15 protein-coding genes are annotated in these 26,437 nt (G+C 71.4%); 6 read left to right on the forward strand and 9 right to left on the reverse strand.

The genetic code is table 11. The annotated features are described in order from the left end of the window. Window positions 1-45: 45 nt before the first annotated feature. Complete coding sequence (locus WMF29_RS46710; protein ID WP_437326492.1) at window positions 46-774, forward strand: glutathione S-transferase family protein; 729 nt, start codon at window positions 46-48, stop codon at window positions 772-774. Window positions 775-838: 64 nt separating this feature from the next. On the opposite strand, the gene WMF29_RS46715 is transcribed toward WMF29_RS46710, so the two are convergent. Next, entirely contained in the window at window positions 839-3,313 is a 2,475-nt protein-coding gene (locus WMF29_RS46715; protein ID WP_437326493.1) for a beta-propeller domain-containing protein, read from the reverse strand. Window positions 3,314-3,823: 510 nt separating this feature from the next. Here WMF29_RS46715 and WMF29_RS46720 point away from each other — a divergent pair. Next, window positions 3,824-4,666 carry a Uma2 family endonuclease gene (locus tag WMF29_RS46720; RefSeq protein WP_437326494.1) on the forward strand — a complete coding sequence of 281 codons (843 nt, stop codon included), beginning with the start codon at window positions 3,824-3,826 and terminating at the stop codon, window positions 4,664-4,666. 36 nt (window positions 4,667-4,702) lie between these two features. Here WMF29_RS46720 and WMF29_RS46725 read toward each other — a convergent pair whose 3' ends face one another. Beyond that, window positions 4,703-5,344 (reverse strand): mannan-binding protein, encoded by a 642-nt coding sequence (locus WMF29_RS46725; RefSeq protein WP_437326495.1) that lies wholly within the window; start codon window positions 5,342-5,344, stop codon window positions 4,703-4,705. Window positions 5,345-5,959: 615 nt separating this feature from the next. Here WMF29_RS46725 and WMF29_RS46730 point away from each other — a divergent pair. Together WMF29_RS46730 and WMF29_RS46735 are read left to right on the forward strand one after the other, a co-directional pair. Further along, on the forward strand, window positions 5,960-7,837 hold the full coding sequence (locus WMF29_RS46730; RefSeq protein WP_437326496.1) for a sigma 54-interacting transcriptional regulator: 1,878 nt from the start codon (window positions 5,960-5,962) through the stop codon (window positions 7,835-7,837). Between the two features lie 77 nt (window positions 7,838-7,914). Then, a complete protein-coding gene (locus tag WMF29_RS46735; RefSeq protein WP_437326497.1) occupies window positions 7,915-9,867 on the forward strand; it encodes a protein kinase domain-containing protein in 1,953 nt (650 codons plus the stop codon). A 33-nt stretch (window positions 9,868-9,900) separates the two neighbouring features. Here the strand turns inward: WMF29_RS46735 and WMF29_RS46740 are convergent, their stop codons facing one another. After that, entirely contained in the window at window positions 9,901-12,558 is a 2,658-nt protein-coding gene (locus WMF29_RS46740) for a hypothetical protein (RefSeq protein ID WP_437326498.1), read from the reverse strand. Window positions 12,559-12,807: 249 nt separating this feature from the next. Here WMF29_RS46740 and WMF29_RS46745 point away from each other — a divergent pair, with 249 nt between their 5' ends. Continuing rightward, window positions 12,808-18,156 carry an AAA family ATPase gene (locus WMF29_RS46745; RefSeq protein ID WP_437326499.1) on the forward strand — a complete coding sequence of 1,783 codons (5,349 nt, stop codon included), beginning with the start codon at window positions 12,808-12,810 and terminating at the stop codon, window positions 18,154-18,156. Between the two features lie 12 nt (window positions 18,157-18,168). Here WMF29_RS46745 and WMF29_RS46750 read toward each other — a convergent pair whose 3' ends face one another. The 4 genes from WMF29_RS46750 to WMF29_RS46765 form a co-directional block, all read right to left on the reverse strand. After that, entirely contained in the window at window positions 18,169-18,621 is a 453-nt protein-coding gene (locus tag WMF29_RS46750) for a hypothetical protein (RefSeq protein WP_437326500.1), read from the reverse strand. Window positions 18,622-18,829: 208 nt separating this feature from the next. Beyond that, the gene (locus tag WMF29_RS46755) at window positions 18,830-20,077 is read right to left on the reverse strand and encodes a hypothetical protein (RefSeq protein WP_437326501.1); all 1,248 of its coding nucleotides are present in this window, start codon (window positions 20,075-20,077) and stop codon (window positions 18,830-18,832) included. 92 nt (window positions 20,078-20,169) lie between these two features. Beyond that, window positions 20,170-21,204: a tetratricopeptide repeat protein gene (locus WMF29_RS46760; RefSeq protein ID WP_437326502.1), complete on the reverse strand. Its 1,035-nt coding sequence runs from the start codon at window positions 21,202-21,204 to the stop codon at window positions 20,170-20,172. Next, a complete protein-coding gene (locus WMF29_RS46765; RefSeq protein ID WP_437326503.1) occupies window positions 21,201-22,379 on the reverse strand; it encodes a hypothetical protein in 1,179 nt (392 codons plus the stop codon). Before WMF29_RS46765 ends, WMF29_RS46760 begins: the two co-directional genes overlap by 4 nt. 186 nt (window positions 22,380-22,565) lie before the next feature. On the opposite strand from WMF29_RS46765, the gene WMF29_RS46770 reads away from it, so the two are divergent. Continuing rightward, window positions 22,566-23,234 (forward strand): hypothetical protein, encoded by a 669-nt coding sequence (locus tag WMF29_RS46770; RefSeq protein WP_272096606.1) that lies wholly within the window; start codon window positions 22,566-22,568, stop codon window positions 23,232-23,234. Between the two features lie 132 nt (window positions 23,235-23,366). Here the strand turns inward: WMF29_RS46770 and WMF29_RS46775 are convergent, their stop codons facing one another. Together WMF29_RS46775 and WMF29_RS46780 are read right to left on the reverse strand one after the other, a co-directional pair. Further along, window positions 23,367-24,209 carry a DUF4142 domain-containing protein gene (locus WMF29_RS46775; protein WP_437326504.1) on the reverse strand — a complete coding sequence of 281 codons (843 nt, stop codon included), beginning with the start codon at window positions 24,207-24,209 and terminating at the stop codon, window positions 23,367-23,369. 480 nt (window positions 24,210-24,689) lie between these two features. Then, window positions 24,690-25,475 carry a class I SAM-dependent methyltransferase gene (locus tag WMF29_RS46780; protein ID WP_437326505.1) on the reverse strand — a complete coding sequence of 262 codons (786 nt, stop codon included), beginning with the start codon at window positions 25,473-25,475 and terminating at the stop codon, window positions 24,690-24,692. Between the last annotated feature and the right edge of the window lie 962 nt (window positions 25,476-26,437).

Raw genomic sequence — 26,437 nt, forward strand, 5'->3', positions numbered from 1 at the left:
TCAAGCGCAGTCCACGGCGGACCCACAACTGCTCGGAGATTGCACATGATCACGCTCCACAGCTTCGGCCCCATGTTCGGCTTGCCGGACGCCAGCCCCTACGTGACCAAGACCGAGGTCCAGCTCAAGCTGCTGGGCCTCCCCTACACGAAGGAGCGCGCCCGGCCCGATCAGTCGCCGAAGGGGCAGCTCCCCTTCATCGACGACGGCGGCGCGCGCATCGCCGACTCGCACTTCATCCGCGAGCACCTCGAGAAGAAGCACGGCAAGGATCTCGACGCCGGCCTCGACGCCCGGCAGCGCGCCGAGGCGTGGGCCATCGAGCGCATGATCGAGAACAGCCTCACGCCGACCATGGTGTACTCCCGCTGGCTCATCCCGGAGAACTTCGCGAAGGGCCCGGCGAATTTCCTCAACGGCGCGCCGGAGGAGGCGCGCCCGAAGCTGCGCGAGGAGCTCGTCGCGCGCGTCCGGGAGGCGCTCCGCGCGGTCGGCGTGGCGCGCCACGCGAACGACGAGGTCGTCGAGCTCGGCGCGCGCTCGCTGGCCGCGCTCTCCGCGCTGCTCGGGGACAAGCCGTACCTCTTCGGAGCGCGCCCGGCGGGCGTCGACGCGACGGCCTTCGCGGCGCTGGCGGGCCTCCTCACGCCGTTCTTCGACTCGCCGCTGCGGCGCAGGGCCGAGGGGTTCGCGAACCTCACCGCGTACACCGCGCGGCTCATGAAGGAGTTCTACCCGGATCACCCGTGGGAGGCGCCGCGGCCGGGCGCCTGAGCGGCGCAGCGCCGCCGGCCCGGACGGGGCGGCGGCGCTGCGGCCGATCGCTGCCTGTTCGGCGCTACTCCTCGGGGGTGGGAGCCGGCTCGGGCGCCGGCGCGGGCTCCGTGACGCCGCCGCCGACGCCGGCGCACGCGTATCCGACCGAGTCCGGGGTGGGCAGGGGCAGCGACGCCACCGGCGTCTCGAGGTCGTCGAGCGCGTTCACGAGCACGCCGCCCTGGGAGTACGAGTAGACGTAGTCCTCGATGAACAGGCCGCGCTGCACGGCGGCCCCGCCGTAGTAGCACCCCGACGGCACGCTGCTGAAGAAGCCGCTGTGGTCGACCGCGCCGAGCCGGCTGAACCCGTCCTCGATATCGACGTTGAACAGCTCGAGCGTGCTCGACATCGCGCCCGTCTCCCCGTCGAAGCTCACGAGCGGGAAGGCGAGCACGCCGAGCTCGCCATAGTACGTGAACGCCTTGTGGTTGTACTCGGCCTCGGAGTGCATGTACTTCGCCCCGTCGAGCGCCTCCTTGTGCAGGAGCGCGGGCGCCGACGCGTTCGTGACGTCGAAGATCTGGAGAGCGAGCCCGGTCACCGTGCCGTCCTCCTCGCCATCCCTGCCGATCGTCAGGAGGTGTCCGTCGTCGAGCGGGTGCATGTACTCGCTGAAGCCGGGGATCTTGAGCTCACCCGCGACAGAGGGGGACGCCGGGTCCGCGAGATCGATAACGAACAGCGGATCGACCCGGCGGAACGTCACGACATAGCCGCGATCGCCGACGAACCGGGTGGACTGGATGGTCTCGCCGGGGGCCAGATCGGTGACGGCGCCGATCTGCTCGAGATCGGTCCCTTGCGCCTCGAGGACGAACACGTTGTTGCTTGTCGTCCACCTGGGCTCCGCCGGCACCTGCGAGGTCGTCGAGACGCGGAGCTTGCCGTCGTGCTCATCGAGCGAGAACTGGTTGATGATGTGGCCGGGCACCGAGCCCGACGCGACGTACCCGGGCTGGCTCGGGTCGGCGATCAGATCGAACTTGTGCAGATGGGTGACGTTCGTGCCGACGAACACCTCGCCGGGCGCCGCCTGATGCTCCCAGGACCGCGCGGCGACGTAGAGGGCGTCGTGGCTCGCGTACACGGTGTCCGTCGCGCCGACGATCGACGTCGACTCCGGCGTTGCGGCGAGGTCGGCGAGGTCGATCGACTCGATCTGCGTCAGGCCGTACGACGTCGTGCCGGCCTCCGGAACATAGAAGTCCGAGCAGCTCGCGTCGAGCAGCTCCACGGCCTCTCCCTGCTTCTCGAAGCGGTACGGCAGCCACGTCGAGAGCGGGGCGTCCTCGATGATCGCCGCGTTCTCGGCGCGGAGCTGCTCGAACGCCGCGGTCCACGCTTCGGCGGTCTCGGGATACTCGGTCAGGCCAGAGGGCCAGTAGGGGAGCGCGGGGCCGTGGGCGCCGCCGGTCAGCACCGTGCGCACGTTCGGGCCGGTGCGCCGCGCCGAGGTGTAGCCTCCCTCGAAGTAGAGCTCCTTGACCACGCTGGGGGCGCCGCCGGCGAGGCTCAGGACGGTCACCTTCGTGAGCGGGGCCCAGACGCCGCCCGAGCCGGGGTCGCCGATGATGGGCGGCGGCTCAGCGGCCCCGCCGTCCGGCGGCGGGGGCGCTGGCGCGTCGCCGCTGGACGGCGCCTCGGCGTCGGGGGGCGCGTCGTCGGACGAAGGCGTGCCGCCGTCGGGCGGTGGCTCGGCGTCGTCCGGCGGCAGCGGCTTCGCGTCTCCGCCGTCGGCGGGGGTCCCCGGGTTGCTGCTCGGCGCGCTGGGGGCTCCAGGCGTCGGCATGACGCCACCGCCGCCGACCATGGTGTCGACGAGCAGGTAGTCGTAGTACCCCGGCCGCGGCGTGACGCCCGCATGCTCGTAGATCGCGGCCCCGTTGACCGACGAATAGACGACGACCTTGTCGTCTGCCACGAACATCTCGTGGGGCGACCCCTCGATCTCGAGCGAGCTGCCCACCGCCAGCGAAGACGCCGGCCGCGCCGTCAGCGTGTAGAAGCTCTGGCCGTGGAGCACATAGATGTTGTTGCCGTCGGTCTTGATGATATCCGCCTCATCGACGCCGGCGACCTGGGTGTTCGTCTCGGAGTGGGCAGGGTCGGCGCCGCTGCCGCTGTCGTCTCCCGACGTCTCCTGGCCGGTTTCCCCGCCGTCTGCGCTGGGTGGTACCGGGGCGGGTAGGTCCGTGGGGTCCTCGGCCCCTCCGGGGGCGCCGACGCTGCCGTTGTCGACGCCGCCGACGACGCCGCCGCGGGGGTAGCCGTACGCCGAGTAGCTCGCGATCGTGGCGTCGATCTGGGCGTTCATCTTGGCGAGCGCGTCCTGCTTCAGCAGCGCTTCGAGGTCGCCGCAGGACTGAGCCCGGTGGAGCGCAGCGCGCTGAGAGCCGACCTGGTCGACAGGCGCGGACGCCGTCTCGCATCCGGCGGCGAGGAGGCCTGTTGCCAGGAGTAACCAAAGGGAGGAATGGGTGCGGTGGGTTCGCATGGTGCCTGCTGCGTTCGCAAGGCCCGCGCCAGCCGCCCGCTCGCTTGGTTCACCGCGCTTCGCCCGCGCGCTGCTCCTGCCGCGCAGCGGAGAGCACGACATGCAAGCACTGGCCGCAGGCCGTTTGGCACACGTGTGCCAAACAGATGGTATGACGGTTGGTTTCCGTCAGTGCGGGATCGGAGCGTAGCCGTCGCGCGACGACGAGAAGATGACCCAGCAACAGGTCTTGACGTCGACGGTGGTGGCCTCGGGCGACCCTCGAGGGCAGCTGTCGTGGATTCCAGGGCTCGTGACCCGAGGCAAGCGGGCGGGTCGTTGGCCGCGAGCCGCGTCGGTGCGCCGCCGGCCGCGGGGATGACGTGAAACCCGGAGTTGGGATGATGGTACATCTCCCCCGGACCAGGCGTCCTGTTGAACGCGATCCGCTTGTCGTCGGGCGCGAAGGCCGGGCAGTGCTCGTTGAAATTCGGCGCCCCGCGGGGCCTGTCGGGGTGCTAATTTCCTCGCGTGGCATCGCCGAATCGCATCGGGTTCCCCCTTACCCCTCGGCGTTCTCCCCGCGCGCTCGTGCTCCGCGATCTGTCGCCTGAAGAGGCCGGCGCCGCGATCGACTGGTCCGGCTGGTATCTGCCCGATGACGCGGAGCGTCCTGACAAGGTCGAGCGGTCCGAGATCGTCCGCCTGTTGCTGTCGGTGGTCGCCCAGCTTGCGCGCGAGCGTGGCTGGGCCGACTGGTACGCTGGCACCGGGCAACTCTTCGCGTGGGTGCGGGGCGAGCCGCTCGTGCGCGTCCTGCCGGACCTCTACGTCCTCGATCACCGCCCGTTGCCGCCCGTCCCGCGGCAGTGGCAGACCTGGCTGCCCGGCCATCGTCCGCCGCGGTTCGCGCTGGAGGTGGTCTCGGGCGACTGGCGCCGTATCTACGAGGATGCGCCGGCGAAGTACTGGCAGCTCGGCTGTCCCGAGCTCCTGCTCTTCGATCCCGAGGCGGCTGCCGCCCGCGCGCCGCTCGCGGAGGAGCGGGTGCCTCTCCAGCTGTACCGGCGAGACGCGGACGGCACCTACCTGCGGGTCCACGGAAGCGGCGATCCCGTCTGGATCGAGGCGCTCGACGCGCACCTCGTCGTGCTGAAAGACGGCCCGCACCCGACATTGCGCGTCGCGCGGAGCTCCCGCGCGACGGATCTCGTGCCAGCCGAGGAAGAGGCCCTCCGGGCCGAGGGCGAGGCGCGCGCCCTGGAGCAGCGCGCCCGCGTCGCCGAGCAGCGCGCCCGCGCCGCCGCCGAGGCGCGGGTCCGCGAGCTCGAGGCGCGGGTGCGCGACCTGGAGGCCCGTGTGACCCGGAGGTGAGCGCGGTGGCGCGCTCACGAGCGGGTCGTCGTGACGTCAGGGCGTGCAAGCGCAGCCGCAGACAGACATCTGGCCCGAGACGGTCGTGCTCCACTGCCCATTCCAGGCGCGGCTCGTGCCGCAGGCGGCCGGGCACTTGCTCGGGGCGTCGGCGCTGCTCCAGATGGGCCCGGCCTCGAGCGACACCGTGGCCGGCGGGGTGGTTGCGCACTCGCAGACGGACATCTGGCCCGGGACCGTCGTCCACCATTGCCCGTCCCACTTCGTCGCGCTGCTGAACGCGGCGCAGGTAGTCGGACACTGCGTCTGAGCGTGGGTGTTGCTCCAGATGGGGCCGGCCTGCACGACGGCGGCAGGGCGCGGGCTGCACTCGCATACGGACATCGCGCCCGGAACGGTGGTCCACCACTGCCCGTTCCAGTTCATGTTCTGGGGATTGCAGACGTTCGGGCACTTGGTCTGGGCATCGGTGGTGTTCCAGATCGGGCCGGCCTCCAGCGCGAGGTTCTTGGCGACGCACGCAGGGCCGAGCGCCTGCGACGCCTCCTCGACGGTCTCGTCGTCGGCGAACGCCTGTTCGGAGTCGCCTTCGTCCATCGGCACGCTGCAACCCGCGATGAGCAGGATGCCGAAAGCGCTGGAGGTGAAGAGTGCGGAGAGGATGTGTTTCGTGTTCATGGTCGGCTCCTGGAGTGGTCTGTCTGATTGATGTCTTGGGTCGCGATGTTCGCCGCCCGTCCGATTCTGATTTCGGTTGTTTGCAGCCTGCGTGCCACCAGGGCGCGCCCTCCTCGGAAGCGCTCGGCGCTCCACGTCAGCAGGCAGAATGCGAGCGGCACCCGTGCGTTTCCGGGGGCGCGGCGCGCCCGCCCATGGCCGCCTCGGCAAGACCTTGCCCGCAAGAGATCGCCGTCGCGAGTTGCCCGGCAAGAGTTTGCCGGCAAGGATGGGCCGAACGTAACAGCGGTGTCCTCCCGGCTACCGCGGCCTTCGTCCAGATCGTCGCTCCGCCCGGCACGTGAGCCGGCTGGAGCTATTGGGCCGAGGCCCACCGGACATGACCGGGCGCGTCGGCAAACGTTGGCGCGCAATGGAAATGGAACATGGAAGTGGAAGTGGACCGCCCGCCCGCGGCGATCTGGCGACACAAACAGGAGCAGAGCAGAGCAGAGCAGAGCAGAGCAGAGCGGCGCAGCGCCGCGCAGCGCGGCGGAGACTCATGAGCGGCGAGGTCCGTGGTGGCTCTTGGACCTTCCGAAAGAGCCTGATATAGAGACCAGCGAGGCGGAGTGCATGCGGTCAGGCAAGTCGGTGCAGGACGACGCGGCGAAGACCTGGACCCTGGCGGGGAGGTCGATCTCTGCCATTCAGCAGACCGCGACGCTGGGCATCGCGCTCGTCTGGCATCACGCCGGAAAGACGGAGAGACGATTGCTCTCGCCCGACACGCCGCTTGTCGTGGGGCGCGCCGCGCCCGCCGCGCTCTGCATCGACGATCGGACCCTGTCGCGGGAGCACGCCCGCTTCCTCCTCTCGCGCGGGCGGGTGTGGGTCGATGACCTGGGATCCAAGAACGGCACGTTCCTCGACGGCCGCCGCGTCGCCCGCGCCGGGATCGCGATAGGGGATGAGGTCGTGCTCGGCAGCGTCGCGCTGCGGGTTCAGGCGTTCGGCGCCGCGGGCGAGTCCCTCGATCTCGAGGGAGAGGAAAAGCTCTTGCGCCGCGTCGAGGACGAGCTGACGCGCGCCCGACATTTTCGCCGTCCGTTCGCCCTGCTCCACGTGCGCATGAGCGCGGCGGTGACGGCGGAGGGCTGGATCAACGCCGTGCGCGCCTGTCTTCAGCCCGTCCATCGTGTGGCGCTCTACGGCACCTGCGCTGCCCACGTGCTCCTGCCCGAGGCCGGCGCCGAGGAGGCGCACCGCGCCGCGCAGGCCATCGCAGCCTCCTTCGTCGGCAGCGACGCCCGGCTCCTCGTCGGCCTCGCCCTCTACCCGGACGCCGGAAGCACCGCGGACGAGGTCTTCGCGGCCGCGCGCGAGGCTGCCCGCCACGCCTCGCCCGAGCGCCCGGTGGCGTGCGGCCCGGCCGCGACCTCGGTGCTCGCGCGCGAGGAGCCGGAGGAAGGGGGGATCATCGCCGGCCAGCAGATGCGCGAGGTCATCGAGACGGTGAGGCGCGTGGGCGCCTCGCGCATCCCTGTCATCCTTCACGGCGAGACGGGGACCGGCAAGGAGGTCGTCGCGCGGATGATCCACGAGGGCGGCCCGCGCAAGGGGCGGCGCGTGGTGCGCGTCAACTGCGGGGCGATCCCGAAGGACCTCGTGGAGAGCACCTTGTTCGGCCACGAGCGCGGGGCGTTCACCGGCGCGCTGCAGCAGCAGAAGGGCGTGTTCGAGGAGGCCGACGGCGGCACGGTGTTCCTGGACGAGATCGGCGAGCTGCCGCCGCCGGCCCAGGCCGCGCTGCTCCGCGTGCTCGAGTCGGGGTCGTTCAGCCGCGTCGGCTCGAGCCGCGAGATCGAGGTCGACGTGCGCGTCGTCGCGGCGACCCACCGGGATCTCGAGGCGATGGCCGCGTCGGGCGCGTTCCGGGCCGATCTGTATTACCGGCTGGGCGGCGTCGTCATCGACATCCCGCCGCTGCGCGATCGAAAGGACGAGATCGAGCCGCTCGCGCGGCATTTCCTGCGCGCGGCCAGCGCGGCCAACGGACGACGCGTCGAGGGCATCACCCCCGAGGCGCTCGCCCTGCTCTGCGCGTACGCGTGGCCTGGCAACGTGCGCGAGCTGCGCAACGTGATCGAGCGCGCGGTGGTGGTCACGCCCGGCGCGCTCGTCGGCCTGGAGGATCTGCCCCCGAGGGTGCGCGCGGCGGCGGCGCGCGGCGAGTCCGAGCGCCCCGCGGACCTGGGGAAGGACGCGGAGCTCGGCCGCGCTCCGCCCGACGTGGCCGTGTTCTGCCCCACGCCGTCGGCCCCGAAGGAGGCGCCCCCCGAGGGCGGGCTGGTCCGGGGGAAGGTGCAGCAGTACGAGGCCAAGCTGCTCCAGGACATGCTCGAAACCGCGGGCTGGAACCGGACCGAGGCCGCGCGGCGGCTGGGGATACCGGTGCGCACGCTGTCCTACCGCATGAAGGTCCTGGGTGTGAAGCGGCCCTCTCCTCGCTGATGCAGGGCTGCTGTCGACGGGCCCCCGCGTCTCGAACCTGAGCAAGCGCGCTGGGAGCTCGCTACACTGCGCTCACCATGCTGAATCGCACGATCGCGCGGAAGTACGCGCTGAGACGAGAGATCGGACGCGGCGGGATGGGCGTCATCTGGGAGGCGTTCGATCAGGTGCTCCGGCGTCCCGTGGCGCTCAAGGTGATGACGCCCGAGCATGTCAGCTCCGACCCGGCGCGACGCCGGTTCGAGCGAGAGGCGACGGCGATCGCGCGGCTACGCAACGAGCACATCATCCAGATACACGACTACGGTATCGACGAAGATTGCCCTTACATCGTCATGGAGCTGCTCGAAGGGGAGGACCTCGAGGCCAGGCTCACCCGGGAGCGGCAGCTCTCGCCGTCGGCGACGCTCGCCCTGCTCCGGCAGATCGCCATTGGCCTGCAGGTGGCGAGCTCCGCGGGGATCATCCACCGCGATCTCAAGCCGGCGAATGTCTTCCTGGCGCGGAAGGAGCCAGGAGAATGCGTGAAGCTCCTCGATTTCGGCGTGGTGTGGACGGTCTTCGAGTCGGACGAGGAACAGCAGGGATCGTTCGGCAGGGTCGTCGGTACGCCATCGTACATAAGCCCCGAGCAGGTGCGCGCCGTCGTGCCGGATCACCTGAGCGATCTCTGGTCGCTCGGCGTCATCACCTACAGGGCCCTCACGGGCCGGCTCCCGTTCGCGGCGAGCGGGATCGGGGAGCTGCTCATCAGCATCTGCACCGATCCGTTTCCGCCGCCGTCGAGCCTCGTGCCGGGCCTGCTGCCCGGCTTCGACGGCTTCTTCGAGCACGCGCTGGCGAAGGACCCGGCGCAGCGGTTCCAGTCCGCGGCCGATTTCGTGGCGGCGTTCGCGGCGGTGATCGAGGCCAGCGGGGGCCCCGCCAAGATCCTCATCGCCGACGACGAGCCGGACGTGGCGCTCATGATGAAGCTGCTCTTCCGGCAGAAGATCCGCGACCGGGTCTACGAGTTCATCTTCGCTGACAACGGTGAGAACGCCCTCGACGAGCTCCGGCGCCACCCCGACATCGACGTCGTCGTCACCGATATCAACATGCCCGTGATGGATGGGCTCACGTTCCTCGGGCGCGTCCCTGAGGTGAGCCCCTTTGCGAGGACGGTGATGATGTCCGCCTACGGCGACATGGGGAACATCCGGAGCGCGATGAACCAGGGCGCGTTCGATTTCCTGCTCAAGCCGATCCAGCGGGGCGATCTCGAGGCGACCATCGACAAGACGATCAAGCACGTCGCGGAGCTGCGGAGGAACGCCCGCTCGGACGAGGAGAACAAGATCCTCCGTCAGTTCACGAGCGCGGCGTTGATCGAGCGGATCCGGGAGATGGGCCCCGCGATCGCGCTCGCGAGCGAGGCGGTCATGGCCACGGTGGCGTTCATCGACATCTTCCAGTTCACGCCCGTCACCAGGGAGAGGCTGCCCGGCGAGGCCATGCGGTTGCTCAGGGCGAATTTCGAGGTGATCGTCCCGGAGCTCGTCGCCAAGGGGGGGATCGTGGACAAGTTCCTCGGCGACGCGGTGATGACGGTGTTCCAGGGGCCGGATCACCTGTCCCGGGCGCTCAGCGCGTGCGTGGCCGTCCGCGCGCAGATGGCGGCGGTGGCGCGCCGTGCCGGCGAGGGCTCGCCGTACACGCAGGGGATCTGCATCGGGCTCTCCACGGGGCAGGTCCTCTCCGGCAGCGTCGGATCCCAGGCGTACGGCCGGCTCGACTACACGGTGCTCGGTGAGGTGGTCAACGCCGCCGCGCACCTCGCCAGGGCGTCGCGGCCCGGGGAGATCCTCGTTGAAGCGACGGTCCGCGAGGCCGCGCAGCAGCTCTTCGATTTCGAAGAGGTCGGCGCGCGGAGCCTGCTGCCGGGAGCCCCCCCCGTGAGCGTCTTCAACCTGGTGAAGCGCGCTCCGGCCGAGTTCGTCGCAGGCTGCGAGCCGACCATCGGCGTCCACTCGACGACCACCATGCGATGAGGTCGCGCCGCGCCGGCGCCGGCTCGAAGCGCCTCAGCGCGCCGTGAGGCGGTGGCGGCCCTGGGGCACGCTCGTCGAGGCCGTGCCGCTGGCAGCGTCGTAGCGCGTCGGCGCGGGCTTGCCGTCGAGGTAGAGCTGCGCGTCCTGGCGCGAGACGGCGAGGCCGACCTGCGCCGCGCTCGAGAGCACCAGCTCCGCGGCGAGGCCGGGGCCCTCGGGCCGGAGCGACGCGGACACGGGCGAGGCGGCGAGCAGCAGGGCGCGACCGCCGACGCTCAGCGAGGTGCCGGCGTCGACCTGGGCGCGCTCGAGCGCCCTGTGGCGCAGGAGCAGCAGCGCGCTGCGGCCCTGCAGCTTCGCGGCGGGCACGGCGGGCACGCGAGAAGCGTCGCCCACCTCCACCGGCTGCGCGCCGTCGGAGACCAGCGCGAGATCCTGCGTGTCCTGCTCCGCGATGGAGACGAGCGCGGCCGAGCCGCTCCCGCCGCTCACCTTGAGCGCCTCGATCGCCGGCTTCGGCTCGCCGGCGGTGAGGTCGCGCGGGTAGAGCACGGTCAGCCATTGCGTGCTGGAGGCGATGTAGCGCGCCACCGAGAACGGGTGCCGGAAGGTCATGTTCGGGAAGAAGTTGGTGAAGCCGCTTCGATTCACCGAGAAGGCGTCGGGTCGTGGGACGTAGACAACGTCGAGCTCGAGATCGCGCTTCCCGTCGTCGGTCCGCGTCGCCCACGCCAGCCGGCCCGCCGTGGGAGCGGACGACGGAGCGCCGCCGCCAGCGCCCGGAGGCATCGGCTCGCTCGGGGCGAGCCCTGTCGCTGCCCCCGCCGCCGCCAGGTCGCTGGCCATCCGGACCTCGCCGCAGACGTCGCCGCAGTCCACCTGTGCGCTGGACGAGGTGGGCCTGGAGGTGGCGTAGTCGGTGCAGATGGCGGGCGCGCCCGGCCGGCAGCCCAGCCAACCGCTGTAATGGAGGTGGGTGTCGTAATAGTGGAGCATCGGTTGGGCCGAGCCGATGGCTGCGGAGATCATGTGGTCGAAGACGACCACGTAGCTCCTCCGCGCGAGCGTCGCCGTCCGCCGCGTGGACACGTCGGGCACGTTGACGTAGTCGTCGATCGTGACCGTCGAGGAGTCGAGCTCCCCGGTCAGGAAGGAGGCCTGCAGGATCGCCGGATCGTCCACGGGCCGGGTCAGGTCGCTGAAGATGCCGAGCTGGCGCCACGCGGGCGTCTGGTACGTATCCCGGATCCCCTTGAAGCTGTCGATGGTGACCAGGTTGTGCGACTCCGGGCTGAAGTTGACCCAGTAGAACAGCGAGGTGTGGGAGCTGCCCGCGGGGTCGTAGTTGCGGCCGTCGCCCGGATCGATGATCAGGTATTGCCCCTTCGCGTGCAGGAGGAAGCTCGTCTGATCGGGCTGGCTGTGCGAGGACGGGCGGTACTCGTGCTCGGTCGTCATCAGCAGGTGAACCGCGTCCGCGCTCCAGCCGGAGCGCAGCGAGGTCATGTCCGAGGTGACGAGCGAGGTGTACGTGGGCTCCTTGGGCTCCTGCGCCCCGGCGCCGGCCCTGGCGATGTCCGGATCGGTATAGAGGATGCTGTAGACCGGGTTGTTGACGACGGCCTTGCCCTTCGCGCTGAGCCAGCCATAGAAGCCCTTCGCGTCGCGGCGCCCCTCCTTGTCGCTGAGCGCGCTGGCGGCGATGCTGCTCAGCTGCAGGGGCTCGCGCCAGCCGGTCTCGAGGGTGGCCGCGTTGCCGTCCGGCATGGAGAGGGCGCCCCCGTAGCGGAGCATGCGGGCGATGCGGGTGTCATCGCCCCAGACCGCGGGGGTGTTCACCGCGTTGATGTAATCACGGCCGTCGCGAGCCCCGCCGGAGAGCCTCTTCATGGCCTGGAGGTAGGGCAGCATCACCGAGAACACGTCGTCCTGGTAGCTCGGGCCCTCGACGTAGGTGCCGTCCCTGGTCAGGCAGGCTTGCATGTAGGGGCCGTAGGAGCGGAGGGCGACGAGCGAGTCCACCGGCTCGTCGCCGAAGAGATCGCGCTCGACGGTGCAAGCGTGGTCGTGCTCGCCGAGGGCGTAGCTCAGCGTGGCCGCGCCGCTGCCCACACGATAGCGGAAGTTGGTGACGTACGTTGTGTTGAACTCGCCGTACACCCCCATCGTCTTCCCGAGCGCGTCCTCGAGCTTGTCGCGGATGGCCGCGTCGTCGTCCGCGCTCAGCGCCGGCTGCACGAGGTCGTAGGCGTAAGCATAGTTGAGCAGGCTCCCGCCCCAGTACCAGGCGCCTGGCGTCTGGTTCCAGCCGGTGCTGGTGTCGCCCGCGTTCATCAGCGTATCGCGCGCCGTCTTCAGCGCGTCGCTGCGCTGCTCGATCACCCAGGAGAGGGCCCCGTACAGCGCGCAGTTGGAGAGCTGGTATTCTTTTACGTCCGTATTCGTGGAGGGGGCCGCGCACGGGTGGCCCTGCCCCGGCGGGCCCCGGCGGACATCGTCCATCCAGGTCTTGTAAGGGTCCTGGGTGACCCGCTGCCTGAGGGCGGGGATGTCGTGGCGATCGAAGGCGATGAACGGGTGCTTCCGCTCCTGGATCTGGACTGGGGCGCACGGGGGCGGCTTGGGACAACCTCCGAGGCCCAGCAGCAGGATCCACGGCACGAGGACCTTTCCCCCCATTGAGCGGAGCATGAGGGTCCTTGTTATCAGCACCGCAATGTGGGCGTCAACGTGAGTCACCTCGCGGCCACCTCCGGCGCGAGGTGGCGCAGCGCGCGCCTTCGGTCGAAGCAGCGTCGAACGAGCGAACGAGCGTCGAAGGCGCGCCGCCCCGGCGGGGACATGGCTTTGTCCCGCGGACCGTGGTCCAATCCGCTCCCATGAGCGCCGCCCTCCGCCACTCGCCCCGCAGCTCCGCGGCGCATCGAGGCTAGATCCAGCATGGTCCTGCCCGGGTACGAGATACAGGCTCAGGTCTACGACAGCACCAACACCCGCGTCTGCCGCGCCCTGCGCAAGGCGGACGGCGAGCCCCTCATCCTCAAGATCCTGAAGCCTCTCCGCCCGTCTCCCGAGCGGCTCGCCTGGTTCCAGCGCGAATACGATATGCAGCGCGGGCTCGAGCTGCCCTGCGTCCCGCGGGCCTATGGCCTCGGGCTCGAGCTGCAGGGCTGGACCATGGCTATCGAGGACTTCGGCGGGGAGTCGCTGGACAGGCTGCTGCGCCGGGGGACGCCGCCGCTCGCCGAGGCGCTGGACATCGCCGTCCGCATCGTGGACGCGCTCGGGCAGCTCCACGAGCAGCGCATCATCCACAAGGACATCAACCCCTCGAACATCGTCTGGAGCGCGGAGCGCGAGCGGCTCGCCATCATCGACTTTGGCATCTCCACCGTGCTGTCGCGGGAGAACCCAGTCCTCAAGAGCCCGGACGTGCTCGACGGGACGCTCATGTACATCGCCCCCGAGCAGACCGGCCGGACCAACCGGGCGATCGATTACCGCACCGACTTCTACTCGCTCGGCGTCACGCTCTACGAGCTCTTCACCGGGGCGCTCCCCTTCCCGGCGCAGGACGCGATGGAGCTCGTGCATTGCCACCTGGCGAGGCTCCCGGCGCCGCCTCACGCGCGGACGAGAGGCGTGCCGAGGGCGGTGTCGGACGTGGTGATGCGGCTCCTGGAGAAGGCGCCCGAGGCGAGATACCAGAGCACGTACGGCATCAAGGCGGACCTCGCGGCGTGCATCGCGGCGCTCCGCGACACGGGCGCGGTGGGGGCGATCGACCTCGGGGCGCGCGACGTGCCGGAGCGGTTCCAGATCCCCCAGCGGCTCTACGGCAGGGAGCGCGAGGTGGAGGCGCTGCTCTCGACCTTCGAGCGGGTCGCGCAGGGCGCGAAGAGCGCCGTCGAGGGGGCGCGAGGCGCGGCCGAGCTGCTGCTCGTCACGGGCTCCTCGGGCATCGGCAAGAGCGCGCTCGTGCGCGAGCTGTACGAGCCGATCACGCGGCGGCGGGGGTACTTCATCGGCGGGAAATACGACCAGCTCCAGCGGGCGACGCCCTACGCGGCCGTGGTGGCGGCGTTCCGGTCGCTGGTGCGGCAGATCCTCGGCGAGAGCCAGGCGCGGCTCGCGGGGTGGCAGGAGGCGCTGCGCGGCGCGCTCGGCCAGAACGGGCAGGTCATCCTCGACGTGATCCCCGAGGTGGAGGCGATCCTCGGGCCGCAGCCGCCCGCGCCCGAGCTCGGGCCGACGGAGACGCAGAACCGCTTCAACCTGGTGCTGGAGCGCTTCCTGCGGGTCTTCGCGAAGCGGGAGCACCCGCTCGTGATCTTCCTCGACGACCTGCAGTGGGCCGACGCGGCCAGCCTGCGGCTGCTCGAGCGGGTGCTCGGGGAGGATCGACCGGCGCACCTCTTCCTGATCGGGGCCTACCGGGACAACGAGGTGGGGCCGGCTCACCCGCTCACGATGACGCTCGCGGCCATCCGGGCGTACGGGACGGCGGTGCACGAGATCCACCTCGGGCCCCTCGGCCGCGAGCACGTGGAGGAGCTGCTCGGCCAGGCCATGCACGCGGAGCCGGAGCGGGTCCGCCCGCTGGCGGAGCTCATCCTGCGCAAGACCGAGGGCAACCCGCTGTTCGTGAGCGAGCTCCTGAAGGCGGTGCACAAGGAAGGCTTCATCGCCTTCGACCGGCAGCGGGGGCGGTGGCAATGGGACCTCGGCCGGATCGAGGCGAAGGGCGTCACCGACGGCATCATCGATCTCATGATCGGCAAGATCCGCAGCTTGCCGGCCGCGACCCAGCAGGCGCTCAGCCTCGGCGCCTGCATGGGCAGCGAGATCGATCTGCGCGCGCTCTCGCTGGTGGCGGGCAGATCCGAGGAGGCGCTGTCCCAGCCGCTGTTCGCGGCGGCGCTGGAGGGGCTCCTGCTGCCGGCCTCGGAGCTCGAGGTGGTCCAGGACTCGACGAATCCCTCGCTGCTCGTGCGGCATTACCGGTTCCTGCACGACCGGGTGCAGCAGGCGGCGTATGCGCTCGTCGAGGAGGCGGAGCGGCCCGCGGTGCACCTCAGGATCGGGCGGCTGCTCCTCTCGAAGATCAGCGGGCCGGAGCGGGCCGAGCGGATCTTCCAGCTCGCGACGCACCTGAACCAGGGGCGGGGCCTCGTCACGGATCCGGTCGAGCGGCTCGTGATCGCCCGGCTGAACCTGGAGGCCGGGAAGCGGGCGAAGAGCTCCACCGCCTACGCCGCGGCGCGGGAGTACCTCGCCGCGGGGCTCGCGCTCCTGCCCGAGGGCTCCTGGGGAGAGCACCACGATCTCACCGCGGATCTCCACCGCGAGCTCGCGGAGGCCGAGGGGCTCAACGGCAACCACGAGCGCGCCGAGGCGCTCGCCCGGGCGCTGCTCGATCAGGCGCGGACGCCGCTCGAGCAGGCCGGCGTGTACGACGCGCTGGTCAGCCATTGCACCATGGTCGGGCGGTACGCGGAGGCCATCGACGAGGCCCGGCGCGGGCTCGCCCTGCTCGGCATCGACCTGCCCGAGAGGGATCTCGGCGCGGCGCTCGAGGCGGAGCTCGCGGACGTCGACCGCCGGCTCGGCGATCGCCCCCTCGAGTCGCTGCTGGAGGCGCCCGCCGTGGAGGACCCCGCCGGCAAGGCCGCGCTCAAGCTGCTCTCGAACGTGCTCTCGGCGACGTTCTACGTGGACCGGCAGCTCTACGGGCTCACCGTCACGAAGTCGGTCGGCTTGAGCCTCCAGTACGGGCTCGCCCCCGGCGCCTGCTCGATCTTCGCGTTCTTCGGGATCGTGCTCTCGGGGTTCCGTGGCCAGCCGGTCGCTGGCTACGAGATGGGGGTGCTCGCGGTGCGGCTCGGCGAGCGGTTCAACAGCCCCGGCGACGTCTGCAACAGCTGCTTCGCCCTCGGCAACTTCCTTTTACCGTGGGTGAAGCACCTGCCGGCGGCCCAGGCGGTCAACGACGCTGGATACAAGGCGGGGCTCGAGGCCGGGGAGCTGCGGTACGCGGGCTATATCCTCATCTACAAGCTGTTCAACCAGCTGTACGAGGGCAGGCCCCTCGCGCAGGTGCTCGCGGATCTGCCGGAGTTTCTGCACTTCAACCAGAAGAGCAAGAACCAGATCGCGATCGACATCATCCGCGGGCTGGAGCTCGCGCTCGCGGACCTCTCGGGCAGGGCCGGGGCCGCCGCGCCGGATCCCGCCGCCGAGGCCGACTACCTGGCCGCGTGCGAGGCGAACCAGAGCGTGATGGCGCTCTGTTACCATCACATCCTGAAGACGCAGACGCTGTACCTGCACGGCGATCTGGCGGGGGCGCGCGCCGCGGCGACGAGGGCCGAGGCGCTCATCTCCGCGGTCACCGGCAACGTGGCGTCGGCGGAGCACCAGTTTCATCACGCGCTCTGCCTCGCGGCGCTGGCCGACGGCGCCGGGGCGGACGAGAGGAGGGCCTTCCAGGAGGGCGCCGCGGCGAGGCGGGATCAGCTGGGGCGCTGGGCGGAGGTCTGCCCCGAGACGTTCTCGCACATGCACGCGCTGGTCGGGGCCGAGCTCGCGCGGCTCGCGGGCGAGATCGGGGAGGCCATCGAGCTGTACGAGCGCGCCATCACCTCGGCGAGGGCCCACGGGTTCCTCCAGGACGAGGCGCTCGCGAGCGAGCTCTACGGCAGGTTCTGGCTCCGGCGCGGAAAGGAGCGGCTCGGCAGGGATTACCTTGCCGACGCCCGCTATGGCTTCGAGCTCTGGGGCGCGCGGCGCAAGGTGGCGCTGCTCGACGCGGAGCTCAACCCGCCGCAGCCGCTGGCCGAGGCGCCCCTCGACAGGACGACGCTCACCACCACGAGCACCCGGCAGCAGACGTCGCGGGTGCTCGATCTGGGCAGCGTGCTCAAGGCGTCGCAGGCGATCGCCAGCGAGCTCGTGCTGGAGCGGCTGCTCACCAAGCTGATGACCATCGTCATCGAGAACGCGGGGGCCGAGCGCGGCGTCTTGCTGCTCGCGCAGGGCGAGGAGCTCATCCCCAGCGTGGAGGCGCGCGTGGATCCGGCCGACCCGCGGGCCGCCCCCGCGGTCACGGAGCTGGATCTCGTGTCGTCCGTGGAGGGGGGCCAGTTCGCGGAGAGCATCGCCGTGTACGTGGAGCGGACCCGCGAGAGCGTGGTGCTCGCCGACGCGGCGCACGAGGGCGATTTCACCCAGAGCCCCTACATCACCCGGAACCAGACGCGGTCGGTCCTGTGCATGCCGCTCCTCAACCACGGCAAGCTCATCGGCGTGCTCTATCTGGAGAACAACCTGGCCACGGGCGCGTTCACGCAGGAGCGGCTCGAGGTCTTGCGGCTGCTCTCGGCCCAGGTGGCCGTGTCCATCGAGAACGCGGTGCTCTACGGGCAGCTCGAGCAGCGGGTCGGCGAGCGGACGGCGGAGCTGCAGAAGAAGAACGCCGACCTCGAGGAGGCGCTGCATCACCTCAAGGCGACGCAGTTCCAGCTCGTGCAATCGGAGAAGATGGCCTCGCTCGGGCAGCTCACCGCGGGCATCGCGCACGAGATCAAGAACCCGCTCAACTTCATCAACAACTTCGCCGAGGCGAACGTCGATATCGCCGCCGAGATCCTGGACGGGCTCGCGTCGAACCGGGATCTCAAGGTCGCCGAGATCGAGGATCTGGTGGTGAGCCTGAAGCAGAGCGCCGAGAAGATCGCCGAGAACGGGCGGCGCACCGACGGGATCGTGCGGGGGATGATGCAGCACGCGAGCGGCGGCACGGGGGAGCGCCAGCGCGTCGGGCTGAACGGGCTGCTCGATCAATACGTGAGCCTCGCCTACCACGGGATGCGCGCGCAGAAGCTCGATCTGAACGTGATCATCGAGCGCGATTACGACGAGGCGGTGGGCGCGATCGAGCTGGTGCCGCAGGAGATCGGGCGGGTGTTCGTGAACCTCCTGACGAACGCCTTCCACGCGCTGCGAGAGAAGCAGCGCTCGGCGGCCGGGCCGTACGTGCCGACGCTGATGGTGAGCACGCGGCGGCTCGGGCGCGAGGTCGAGATCCGGGTGCGCGACAACGGGGTCGGCGTCCCCGAGGCGCTGCGGGCCAAGATCTTCCACCCGTTCTTCACGACGAAGCCCACGGGCCAGGGCACGGGGCTGGGGCTGTCGCTGAGCTACGACATCGTCCAGGCCCACCGGGGCACGATCAGGGTCGATGGCCAGGAGGGCGAGGGCGCGACGTTCATCGTCGCGTTGCCTGGCTGAGGCCGGGGCTCTCTATTGCGGCGCGGATCCCTGGGGCCAGCGCCGCGCGAAGACGTTGTTGTCCCAGGCGACAGCGACCGCCGCGCCGCCGTTGAGCTTCATCCCTATCGCCTCGTAGATGAGCTGCGTTCCCGGGACATAGCCGAGCTCCTCGAGCGCCAGCTCGACCGGCCGCAGAACCCAGCGGACCAGGTAGACGCCCTCCTGGCCGAGCGGCCTGGCGATCATGTCGCCCACGGCGAACGTGGTCCCGTCGGGGCGCAGGGTGGTGACCGAGTACGCGCCCGCGAAATCTCCCGTCGGGCCGCTGATCTTGGTTCCGATCTCGCGCGCGAGCTCCCCCTCGTAGAGGGCGAGGGCAAAGGTGCCGTCGACATTGCCCGTCTGGAGATCGACGCGGAAGATGATGACGCCGCAGCTCGTCGGCGCCGACTGTTGCGGGTCGTTGATCTGAACGATCGGCATGGGGCTCCTTACCCTGATCCAACGTGCGCGGGGTACACTGCTGAGCTCGGAAGCGCAGGATCCGAGGCTCGGGTGTGAGGCAGCGCTCGAGATCCAGCCTGAACGTCACCTCGCAGCGGCCGATCCTCCTCCGGGGAGCAGCGACCATGCCTCCGCGGACGGGCTCGTGCGATGAGCAGGGCGTGCGGCGCGCGCAGGCGACGGTGGACTACGCCGGCCGCAGGATCTGCCGCACCGAGTCCACGTCCGCCACCCGGTGCAGCACCGGCTGGAGCCCGGCGCCCGGGGCCTCGCCGAAGGCGCCGCTCGCGGCGACGGCGCGGGCGCGCGGGCCGTCGAGCACGAGGAACACGTCCCGCAGGCCCCCGGCGCCCGGCGCGTCGATCACGTCGACGATGCGCGAGCGATCGAGGTGCAGCTCCTCGTCGCCGCGCTGGATGAGCACGCGCCGGTCGGTGATGAGGTACCGCGTCCGCGCCGCGAGCCGCGCCGGGCGCACCACCGACATGTAGAGCATCGCCGCGCCCGCGGCGACGAGCAGCACGATCGTGAGCGAGAGGGACGCGACGAGCGCCACGAAGGAGACGCTCTCCGGATCCATGCCCGCCGCGGTCACGATGCGGATGCTGCGCACGGCGTGCACCGCCGTGACCACCGCGAAGCCGCCGAGGAGCACGCCGAGCAGCACCGAGCCGACGCCGCGCAGGCCGTTCGGGAGCCACTTGTGCCAGCCGTCGGCCGGGTGCGCCGACCAGAGCACCCGCTCGCCCTCGTCGAGGCGCTGCGAGAGCAGGCGGTGACCGTCGCCCGCGGGCGCCGACGGGACGACGCCCCGGAGGATCGCCCAGACGCGATCCGGGGCCACGACGCCGGTCAGCACGATCGACAGCCGCCGCCGGAGGGCGCCGGTCGGCACCGCCCTGACGAGCTCGAGGTCGCCGACGCCGGGGTGCTTCGGGTTCCAGTGGATGCGCGCGTAGCTGATCGACCGCCGCTCGATGGAGCGCCGGAGCTTCCCGCGCTGCACGACGATGTGCCGATCGGTGAGCATGTACTCCAGCTCCGAGCGCCACCAGCGCGGCAGGTAGCTGAACGCCACCGCGAGGCTCGCCATCCAGGCCGCGAAGGCGAGCAGCTGGTTCGGCGACGCGTCGAGGGCCTTGCTCACGACCACGGCGGACGCGGTGCTGATCGCGGAGGTCACGCCGCAGACGGCCGCGCCCACGAGATAGAGCAGCGGCGTCGCGACGACCTTGGGACGTCCGGACCAGAGCACGACCTCATCGAACACCGAGTCACGCATCTCGATGGAGCCTCCGTTCGGGGTGAGCTGGCCGGCGCCGCCCCCGCGCGCGAGGGCGACCACGTTAAGGTGAACCCGCCGGCCGGGGTCGTAAAGGGGGCTCTCGCCATCGCGCCGCTGTACGACCAGAGCACCATCGGTGATCACGCGCACGTGCGGCCGTCCTTCGCCGTACGCGCCCTACGCCGCGCGCGGGCGGAAGCGGCGCGCGGCCGTCCAGACGTTGCAGCGGCCGCCGCCCCGGCTCAGCGCCGCTGCGGCGCCGCGAGCTTGCGCAGGCGCTTCAGCGTCTGTTCCCATTCCCTCTCGCACTGCGCTCGCCGCGCCTTCGCCAGCGGCAGCCAGTGATCGTTCCCCGGAGCGCGGGCGATGTAGGACTCCCACGCGCTCACGGCCTGCAGGTAGGCCTCCGCGCGCGCGGCGCCGAGCTCGGCGCTCCGCGCCGCGGCCCAGTGGCCGAGCGCCGCGTACCAGGCCTCGTCGTAGGAAGGCACGTAGAACCAGCCAGCGCCGTTGATCTGCTGGTCGGCCCGGTCGTAGGTCCTCGCGAGCCGGATGCTCTCGATGCCTCCCTCCAGGTCGCCGGACCTGTCGAGCGCCACCGCGAGCCCCCAGAGCGTGGTCACGCCGTAACGGACCATGTCGAGCGACCCGAGGGTCGAGAGCGAGGCGCGGTACCCCTCGACCGCCGACGTGATGTCGCCGAGCGCCATGTAGGCCTCGGCCTGGTTCGCCAGCAGCAGCGCGCGCGAGGCCGCGTGCGGCTCGAGCACGAGCGCCTCGTCGTACGCCTCGATCTCGTCCGTGTACCTGCCGAGCCGCGCGTAGCAGACCGCCAGCGCGTGCCACGCGTCGGCCCGGAAAGGCGCCGGAGGATGGACCCGCAGGAGCCCCTCGAGCGCCGCGACGGCGCCCTGCACGTCGCCGAGGTGCTCCAGGATGTCGGCGTAGCGCAGCCGCACCGAAGGGGTGCGCGAGGTCGCCGCGCCGGCGCGCTCGTACAGGGCGCGCGCCTCGCGCAGCCAGAGCGGGCCGATCTCCTCGACCCGCTCCAGGAGCGGCGAGCGCCGGAGCTGGTCGTACCGCGCGAGGAGCGCGTCCGCCTGGGAGATGAGCTCTTCGCGCTCGTCGGCCGCCGGATCGAGCGCGCGCGACCAGACGGTCGGCGCTGCGTCGAGGGGCCCCGCCGCGAGCGAGAGCGCAAGGAGCGCCGCGGCGCCCGGCAGGAGCGAGCGCCGGGGCAGGGGCGAGCGCCGGGGCAGGGGCGAGCGCCGCGTCACCGCGCTCCTCCCGGGTTCGGCCGCGGCGGCGGCGCCGCGCTCCGCTCCTGCGGGCCGCGCGCGGCCGCGCCCGTCGCCGCGCGCGCGGGCCGGTGGCCCCCGCCGCCGCCTCGCCGGAGCGCGTCGAGGCGCGCGCGCGCCGCCGGGGCCCACGGCCCCTGGCCGCCGGCGCCCGACAGGTACGCCTCCCAGCGTGCGATCGCGGCCGCCGTCATGGTCCGCTCCAGCGCGAGCGCCTCGAGGGCGAGCCTGTCCTCCGGGACCGCGAGGTACTCGACGGTGCGCAGGCGCGCCGCCGCGCTGGCGAGGTCGTCCGCGGCCCGCTCGCGCGCGGCCGCCCCGGCGCTCCGATCTTCTGCCGCGCGCCCGCGCGGCGCCTCCAGCGTGGCCGCCTCGCCTTCGAGCGCGGCGTCCGCCTGGGCCTTGTCGCCGCCGCGGTCCAGCGCCAGCGCGAGCGACAGCGTGACGTCGCGGGCGAGCTGCGTCTGCGCGCGCAGGCGCGCCTCGCGCAGGTAGGCGATCGCCTCGTCGAGGGCCCCGCGGGCGGCCGCCTCTCCGTGCGCGCCGGCGGGCGGCCTCGCGCTCGCGTCGGCGACGGACGCCGCGCCCGCCGTGGCCATCGACAGGTGCGCCGCCTCGAGCAGCACGAGCGCGCGCTGGTCCGCGGTCCCGAGCAGATCGATCCGCGGGACGAGCGCGCGGTAGATCGCGATCGCCTCGCCGCGCTTGCCGGTGCGGGCGAGCGAGCGCGCGAGGTCGTGCATCGTCTGCGGATCCTCGACGCTGCGGGGATCGACGCTCCGCGCCCGCTCGAAGGCGCGCGCGGCGTCCTCGGGCGAGCCGAGCGCGAGGGCGGCGCGGGCGAGCAGGACCTGGGGCGCGGCGTGCCCCGGGAGGAGCTCGTCGGCGAGGCGCGCCGACTCGCGCGCCGCCTCGGCGTCGCCGCCGAGCTGCGCCTGGCCGCGCGCGAGCAGGTCGCAGTAGCGCGGCAGCTCGGGCGCCCGCGCGCGCTCCCAGACGGTGGGCCCCCGGGCGATGGCCCGGCCGGACCGCGCCGAGCACTCGGGCGGACGCCCCGCCGCCGCCGCGGCGGCGACCAGATCGCCGGCCTGTCCGGCGTGCGCGGCGAGCGGGAGGACGAGCAGGGCCGTGAGCAGCAGCGGGCCGAGGTGCACGGCGAGAGTGTACCAGGGAGGCGCACTGGAGGCTCATGCCGGGGCCGACGGCGCCGGGCTGCGATCCGGTTGATCGGGTGGGCGTCGGTCCGTTATGGTGCCCGAGGTGACAGCGTCGACGGGGGGCGTTCGCGGGTCGTGTTTCGCTGGACTCCGCAGCCTTGGAGCCTGAGGAGGATCGACATCATGGGCGAGGTGATTCGCAAGGATGCGCCAGCGGACGACATCATCGGTGACGTGCGCGCGACGCTCCAGAGCGCTTCCGCGAAGGGCGGGCCCCTCCGGGAGCTCGCCGAGCAGCGGCTCGTTCCCGTGCTGACGCTCTTCGACGGGGTGGAGGCCCAGCGCAACGCCGCGCGCTCCGAGGCGGAGCCGCTGCTCGCCAAGGTCGAGGCCGAGTCCGCGCGCGCCGACGACGCGCTCGGCAAGGTCGCCGACGACGTCTGGAACGCCGTGGGCCGCCCCTCTGCAGATCCCGCGCTGTCGATCCTGTTCCCGGGCGGCGTCGCGTACTTCGCCGACAACGAGGACGGCGACCTCACGGGGCAGCCGGATCGGCTGGAGGTGCTCGCGCAGCTCCTCGGCTCCGGCATCCACCCGAAGCTCAGCCTGGACAAGGCGCAGGCCGCGGCGGCCGAGGTGAAGTCGGCGGCGGCGGCGGTGCGCTCGACGGTCGAGGCGACCCGGCTGCCGCTCGAGCGGCTGAGCGTGCTCGACCGCATCCGCGCCTCGGTGGCGAAGAGCGCGCACATCGAGCTGGTGCACCTGAAGCGCCTCTACAGGGCCGCTGGCTTCAGCGAGGCGGAGATCCACGCGGTCATCCCGGATCGCGGCCGGGCACGGCGACGCCTGTAGCGCGCCGCGCCCTTCCCCGTAGGCCCGTCAGAAACCCACCGGCTGCTTCCCGCTCATTTCGAGCGTGGGGCGGCGACGCGCATGTCCCCCTCGCCAGGCGCCTTGGCGCGAGCGAGCCCTATCGGGCCGGCCTCAGGGGCGGGGGTACGGGCTGGGCGCGCCGAAGCCAGGCGGCGTGCTGCGGCCGTAAACCCCGTAGTAGGGGGAGGCGGCGGGCGAATAGGGCCCGTTGGCGCCGAAGTAGACGGGGCCGTAGGAAGGCGCGTTGTTGGCGAAGCCGCCGCCGTAGTTGCCGTAGTTGCCGTAGTTGCCGTAATTGCCGTAATCGATGTAGTTGCCGTAGGTGCCGTAATTTCCGGAATAGGGAACGCCAGACGGATAGCCGCTCTCCGGAATGTACGGGCTGCCGATGAGCGCGAGGAGCGATGTGGCGAACGAGAGGTTACGCTTCGTGGCGCTCAGGACCTCCGGGACGAGGTGAGAGAGCCCCGGGTGCAGCTCGGGCCCCACGATGGCCATCTGTTCCTGGAGATGGGCGAGGAACTCCCGGTGTCGATAGATCTGAACGTTGACGAACGTCCAGTCGAAGCCGGGCCCCGCGAGCCCCTCGAGCTGCTGCCGATCCGCCGTGCCCTGCTCGATCAGCGACAGGCTGATCTCGTTGTCCGCCGGCGCCATGCCCATCTGCGTGAGCGCGAGCGCGAGCTGCTGGCTCGCGGCGGTGTGATAGTCGAACAGCTGCGCGGCGAGCTCGAGGACGTGGGCGTCCGACGCCTTGGCCCGGGCCATCTGCGCGTCGGTGATCTCGGTCGCGTTGAAGGCGGCGAGCACGGCGGCGAGCTGCGGCATGCTGAGCGAGAAGGCCTGTGACGTGGAATCGACCGCCTCCGAGCTGTCCTCGTCCGCCGCCACCAGAACACCGTCTTCCGCCGCGACGGAGCAAGCGCTGGTCCCCGCGAGCGCGAGGGCTGCCATGCATGCAAAACGAAGAGAATCGACTCGAATGTTCATAGTTCCCCCATGTCATTGACGGAAGCGGGGCCGGCGCTGGAGCGCTCGGCGGTGATGCCTGGCCCGCCCCGTCACGTATCTTGAACCGTTGTTGGGCGGCGCAAGCCGCGAGAACATCAAATAGTCAATTCTCACCAGCGCGCAGGATCGGCTGAATCGTCCGTGCCGCGCGACGGACCGGCGCAGAGGTGCCACCTCTCGACGTCGATGAACGGACGCGGGCGCCGCACGGGCGGCGGCCCTGGAAACCTTGCGCGAGGGCGAGCGGAGGCCGGGAGCGGCGCTGTCGGAGGATCAGCGTGGTGCCATGTCCGGGCTCGACGGAGATCGCAGGACGGAGTTCGCCGCTTTGCTGGAGGACGGGCCCGGAATCGGGCTCTCGGTCACCGTCATGTGGCACCGCCACCTGGCCCCGTCACCTGGCCCCGGGGCGGGAGCAGGACGTCAGTCGGAGGTCCTGGCCGGTTTGCGGGCCAGGACGCCGACGGTGCCGTAGTAGACACCCCACGCCGACGGATCGGCCGCGAACCGGGTGTAACCGGCGAGATCTTCCGCGCTGACCCGCCCTGTCGCGAGGTACCTGTGCTGGAGCTGGGTGGCTGAGATGCTCATGATCTCGGACAGCGGGTGACCGCCCGGGCACAGGGGCACCTCGTTCTCGACAGCCTCGATGGCGAGCCCTCGCGACGTCAGGATCGCGGGCAGGCGCAGGCCGAGGCCGGGGTCCTTGCCGTCGGCCTCGAACATCGCGAGGATCGACCGATTGACCCGATCGAAAGCCTCGATATCCGGACCGGAGGCGCCCCTCGCCGCGGTGAAGTCGGGCTCCTCGAGCACCAGGTGGCCGCCGGGCTTCAGCGCTGCGAGCATGGCGTCGAGGAGATCCTGGAAATCCGCGTTGTGGATGAGCACGTAGCGCGCGTGCACCAGATCGAAGCGGGCCGCGTGGAAGTTGAGCTGGCGGATGTCGCCCTCGATGATCCGGACCCCGGGCGGCGGAGAAGCGTCCATGAACCCGACATCGAGGTCGACCGCGACCACCTCGCCCTCGAGCCCCACGCGCTCTGCCATCCAGCAGGCGATCGACCCGGCGCCGGCTCCTACCTCCAGGCAACTCCAGCCGGGCCCCATCCCGGACGCCTTGAGAAGGCGCCTGCTGCCGGGGTCGAAGAAGCCCTCGATCCGCCGCAGGCGCTCCAGCTCTCGCGCACGCTCCGAACCCGCAAACACGTAGCTGTCCTCGGCCATAGGAATGGACAGAATAGTCGATCCCGTGGAGGAAAAGCGAGCTTCTCCCTGCTGACTTCGCCCGACCTTCTTCCAGCGTCATCCATCTGTTGAGCGGCGCACAGCGGCTGAGCTGTTCGGCCCGGGCTGTAAAGCGCGCTTGTCCCGACGATCTGTCCAGACGACTTCAAGGGAGCGGGAGCGCGCCGTCACCGCCAGGCGTCCACGCGAGCAGCCTTGGGCGGAGCCACAAGAGGCCTGGCGCGGCGGGCGCGAGGGCTGCGAGCCCGGCGCGAGGAGAGACAGCAAGGCGAGCTGTGGGCCCGCGCTGCCCACGAAGATGTCTCGCCGAGGCGTCCGTGCCAGGCGAACGATGGCGCGCGCCACGCGTTCAGGTGAGACGATCGGGGGCATGTCCCTGGGCGCGCGCCCCGCGTAGTTGCCTGCGTGCTGAAAGAGCGGGGTGTCGACCGTCGCCGGCACGACGGTGCAGACATGGATGTAGCGGGCGCGCAGCAGCCTGAGCTCCTGCCTCAGACTATCCTCCGACGTGCGCGCCGCTGCGAGCGGCCGCGCGCGGGCGCAGCGCGGCGGTCACAGGTGGTCCTCTCGCCACGCAATCGCCGGGCGAGCCGCGGCGAGGGCGGCTTGCGCGGCGCGTGTGGCGCGTGTGGCGCGTGTGGCGCGTGTGGATCGATTCGCTCGCTCCGTGACCGGCTGAGCGCCTGTCGTCGAGCGCGCGCTTGGCGAGCGCGCGCCGGCCGGCGTCAGGCGTCGTTCGTGTCTCGAGGGCATATCGGCCTTCGCTCGGGCGCGGCCCGATGCGCCGTTCCGGCGTCGTCTCGATCCCGAGGGCCGGATTCGGCCCCAGCATGTCGAGCGCGGGACGCTACGCCGCCAGGCTCTGGAGGCGGCCTTCGCGCGCACGGGCGCGTCCGCATCGCCGGCGGCTCGGCACGAGCCGC

The sequence above is a fragment of the Sorangium sp. So ce381 genome, assembly GCF_051473845.1.
Taxonomy (GTDB): Bacteria; Myxococcota_A; Polyangia; order Polyangiales; family Polyangiaceae; genus Sorangium; species Sorangium atrum.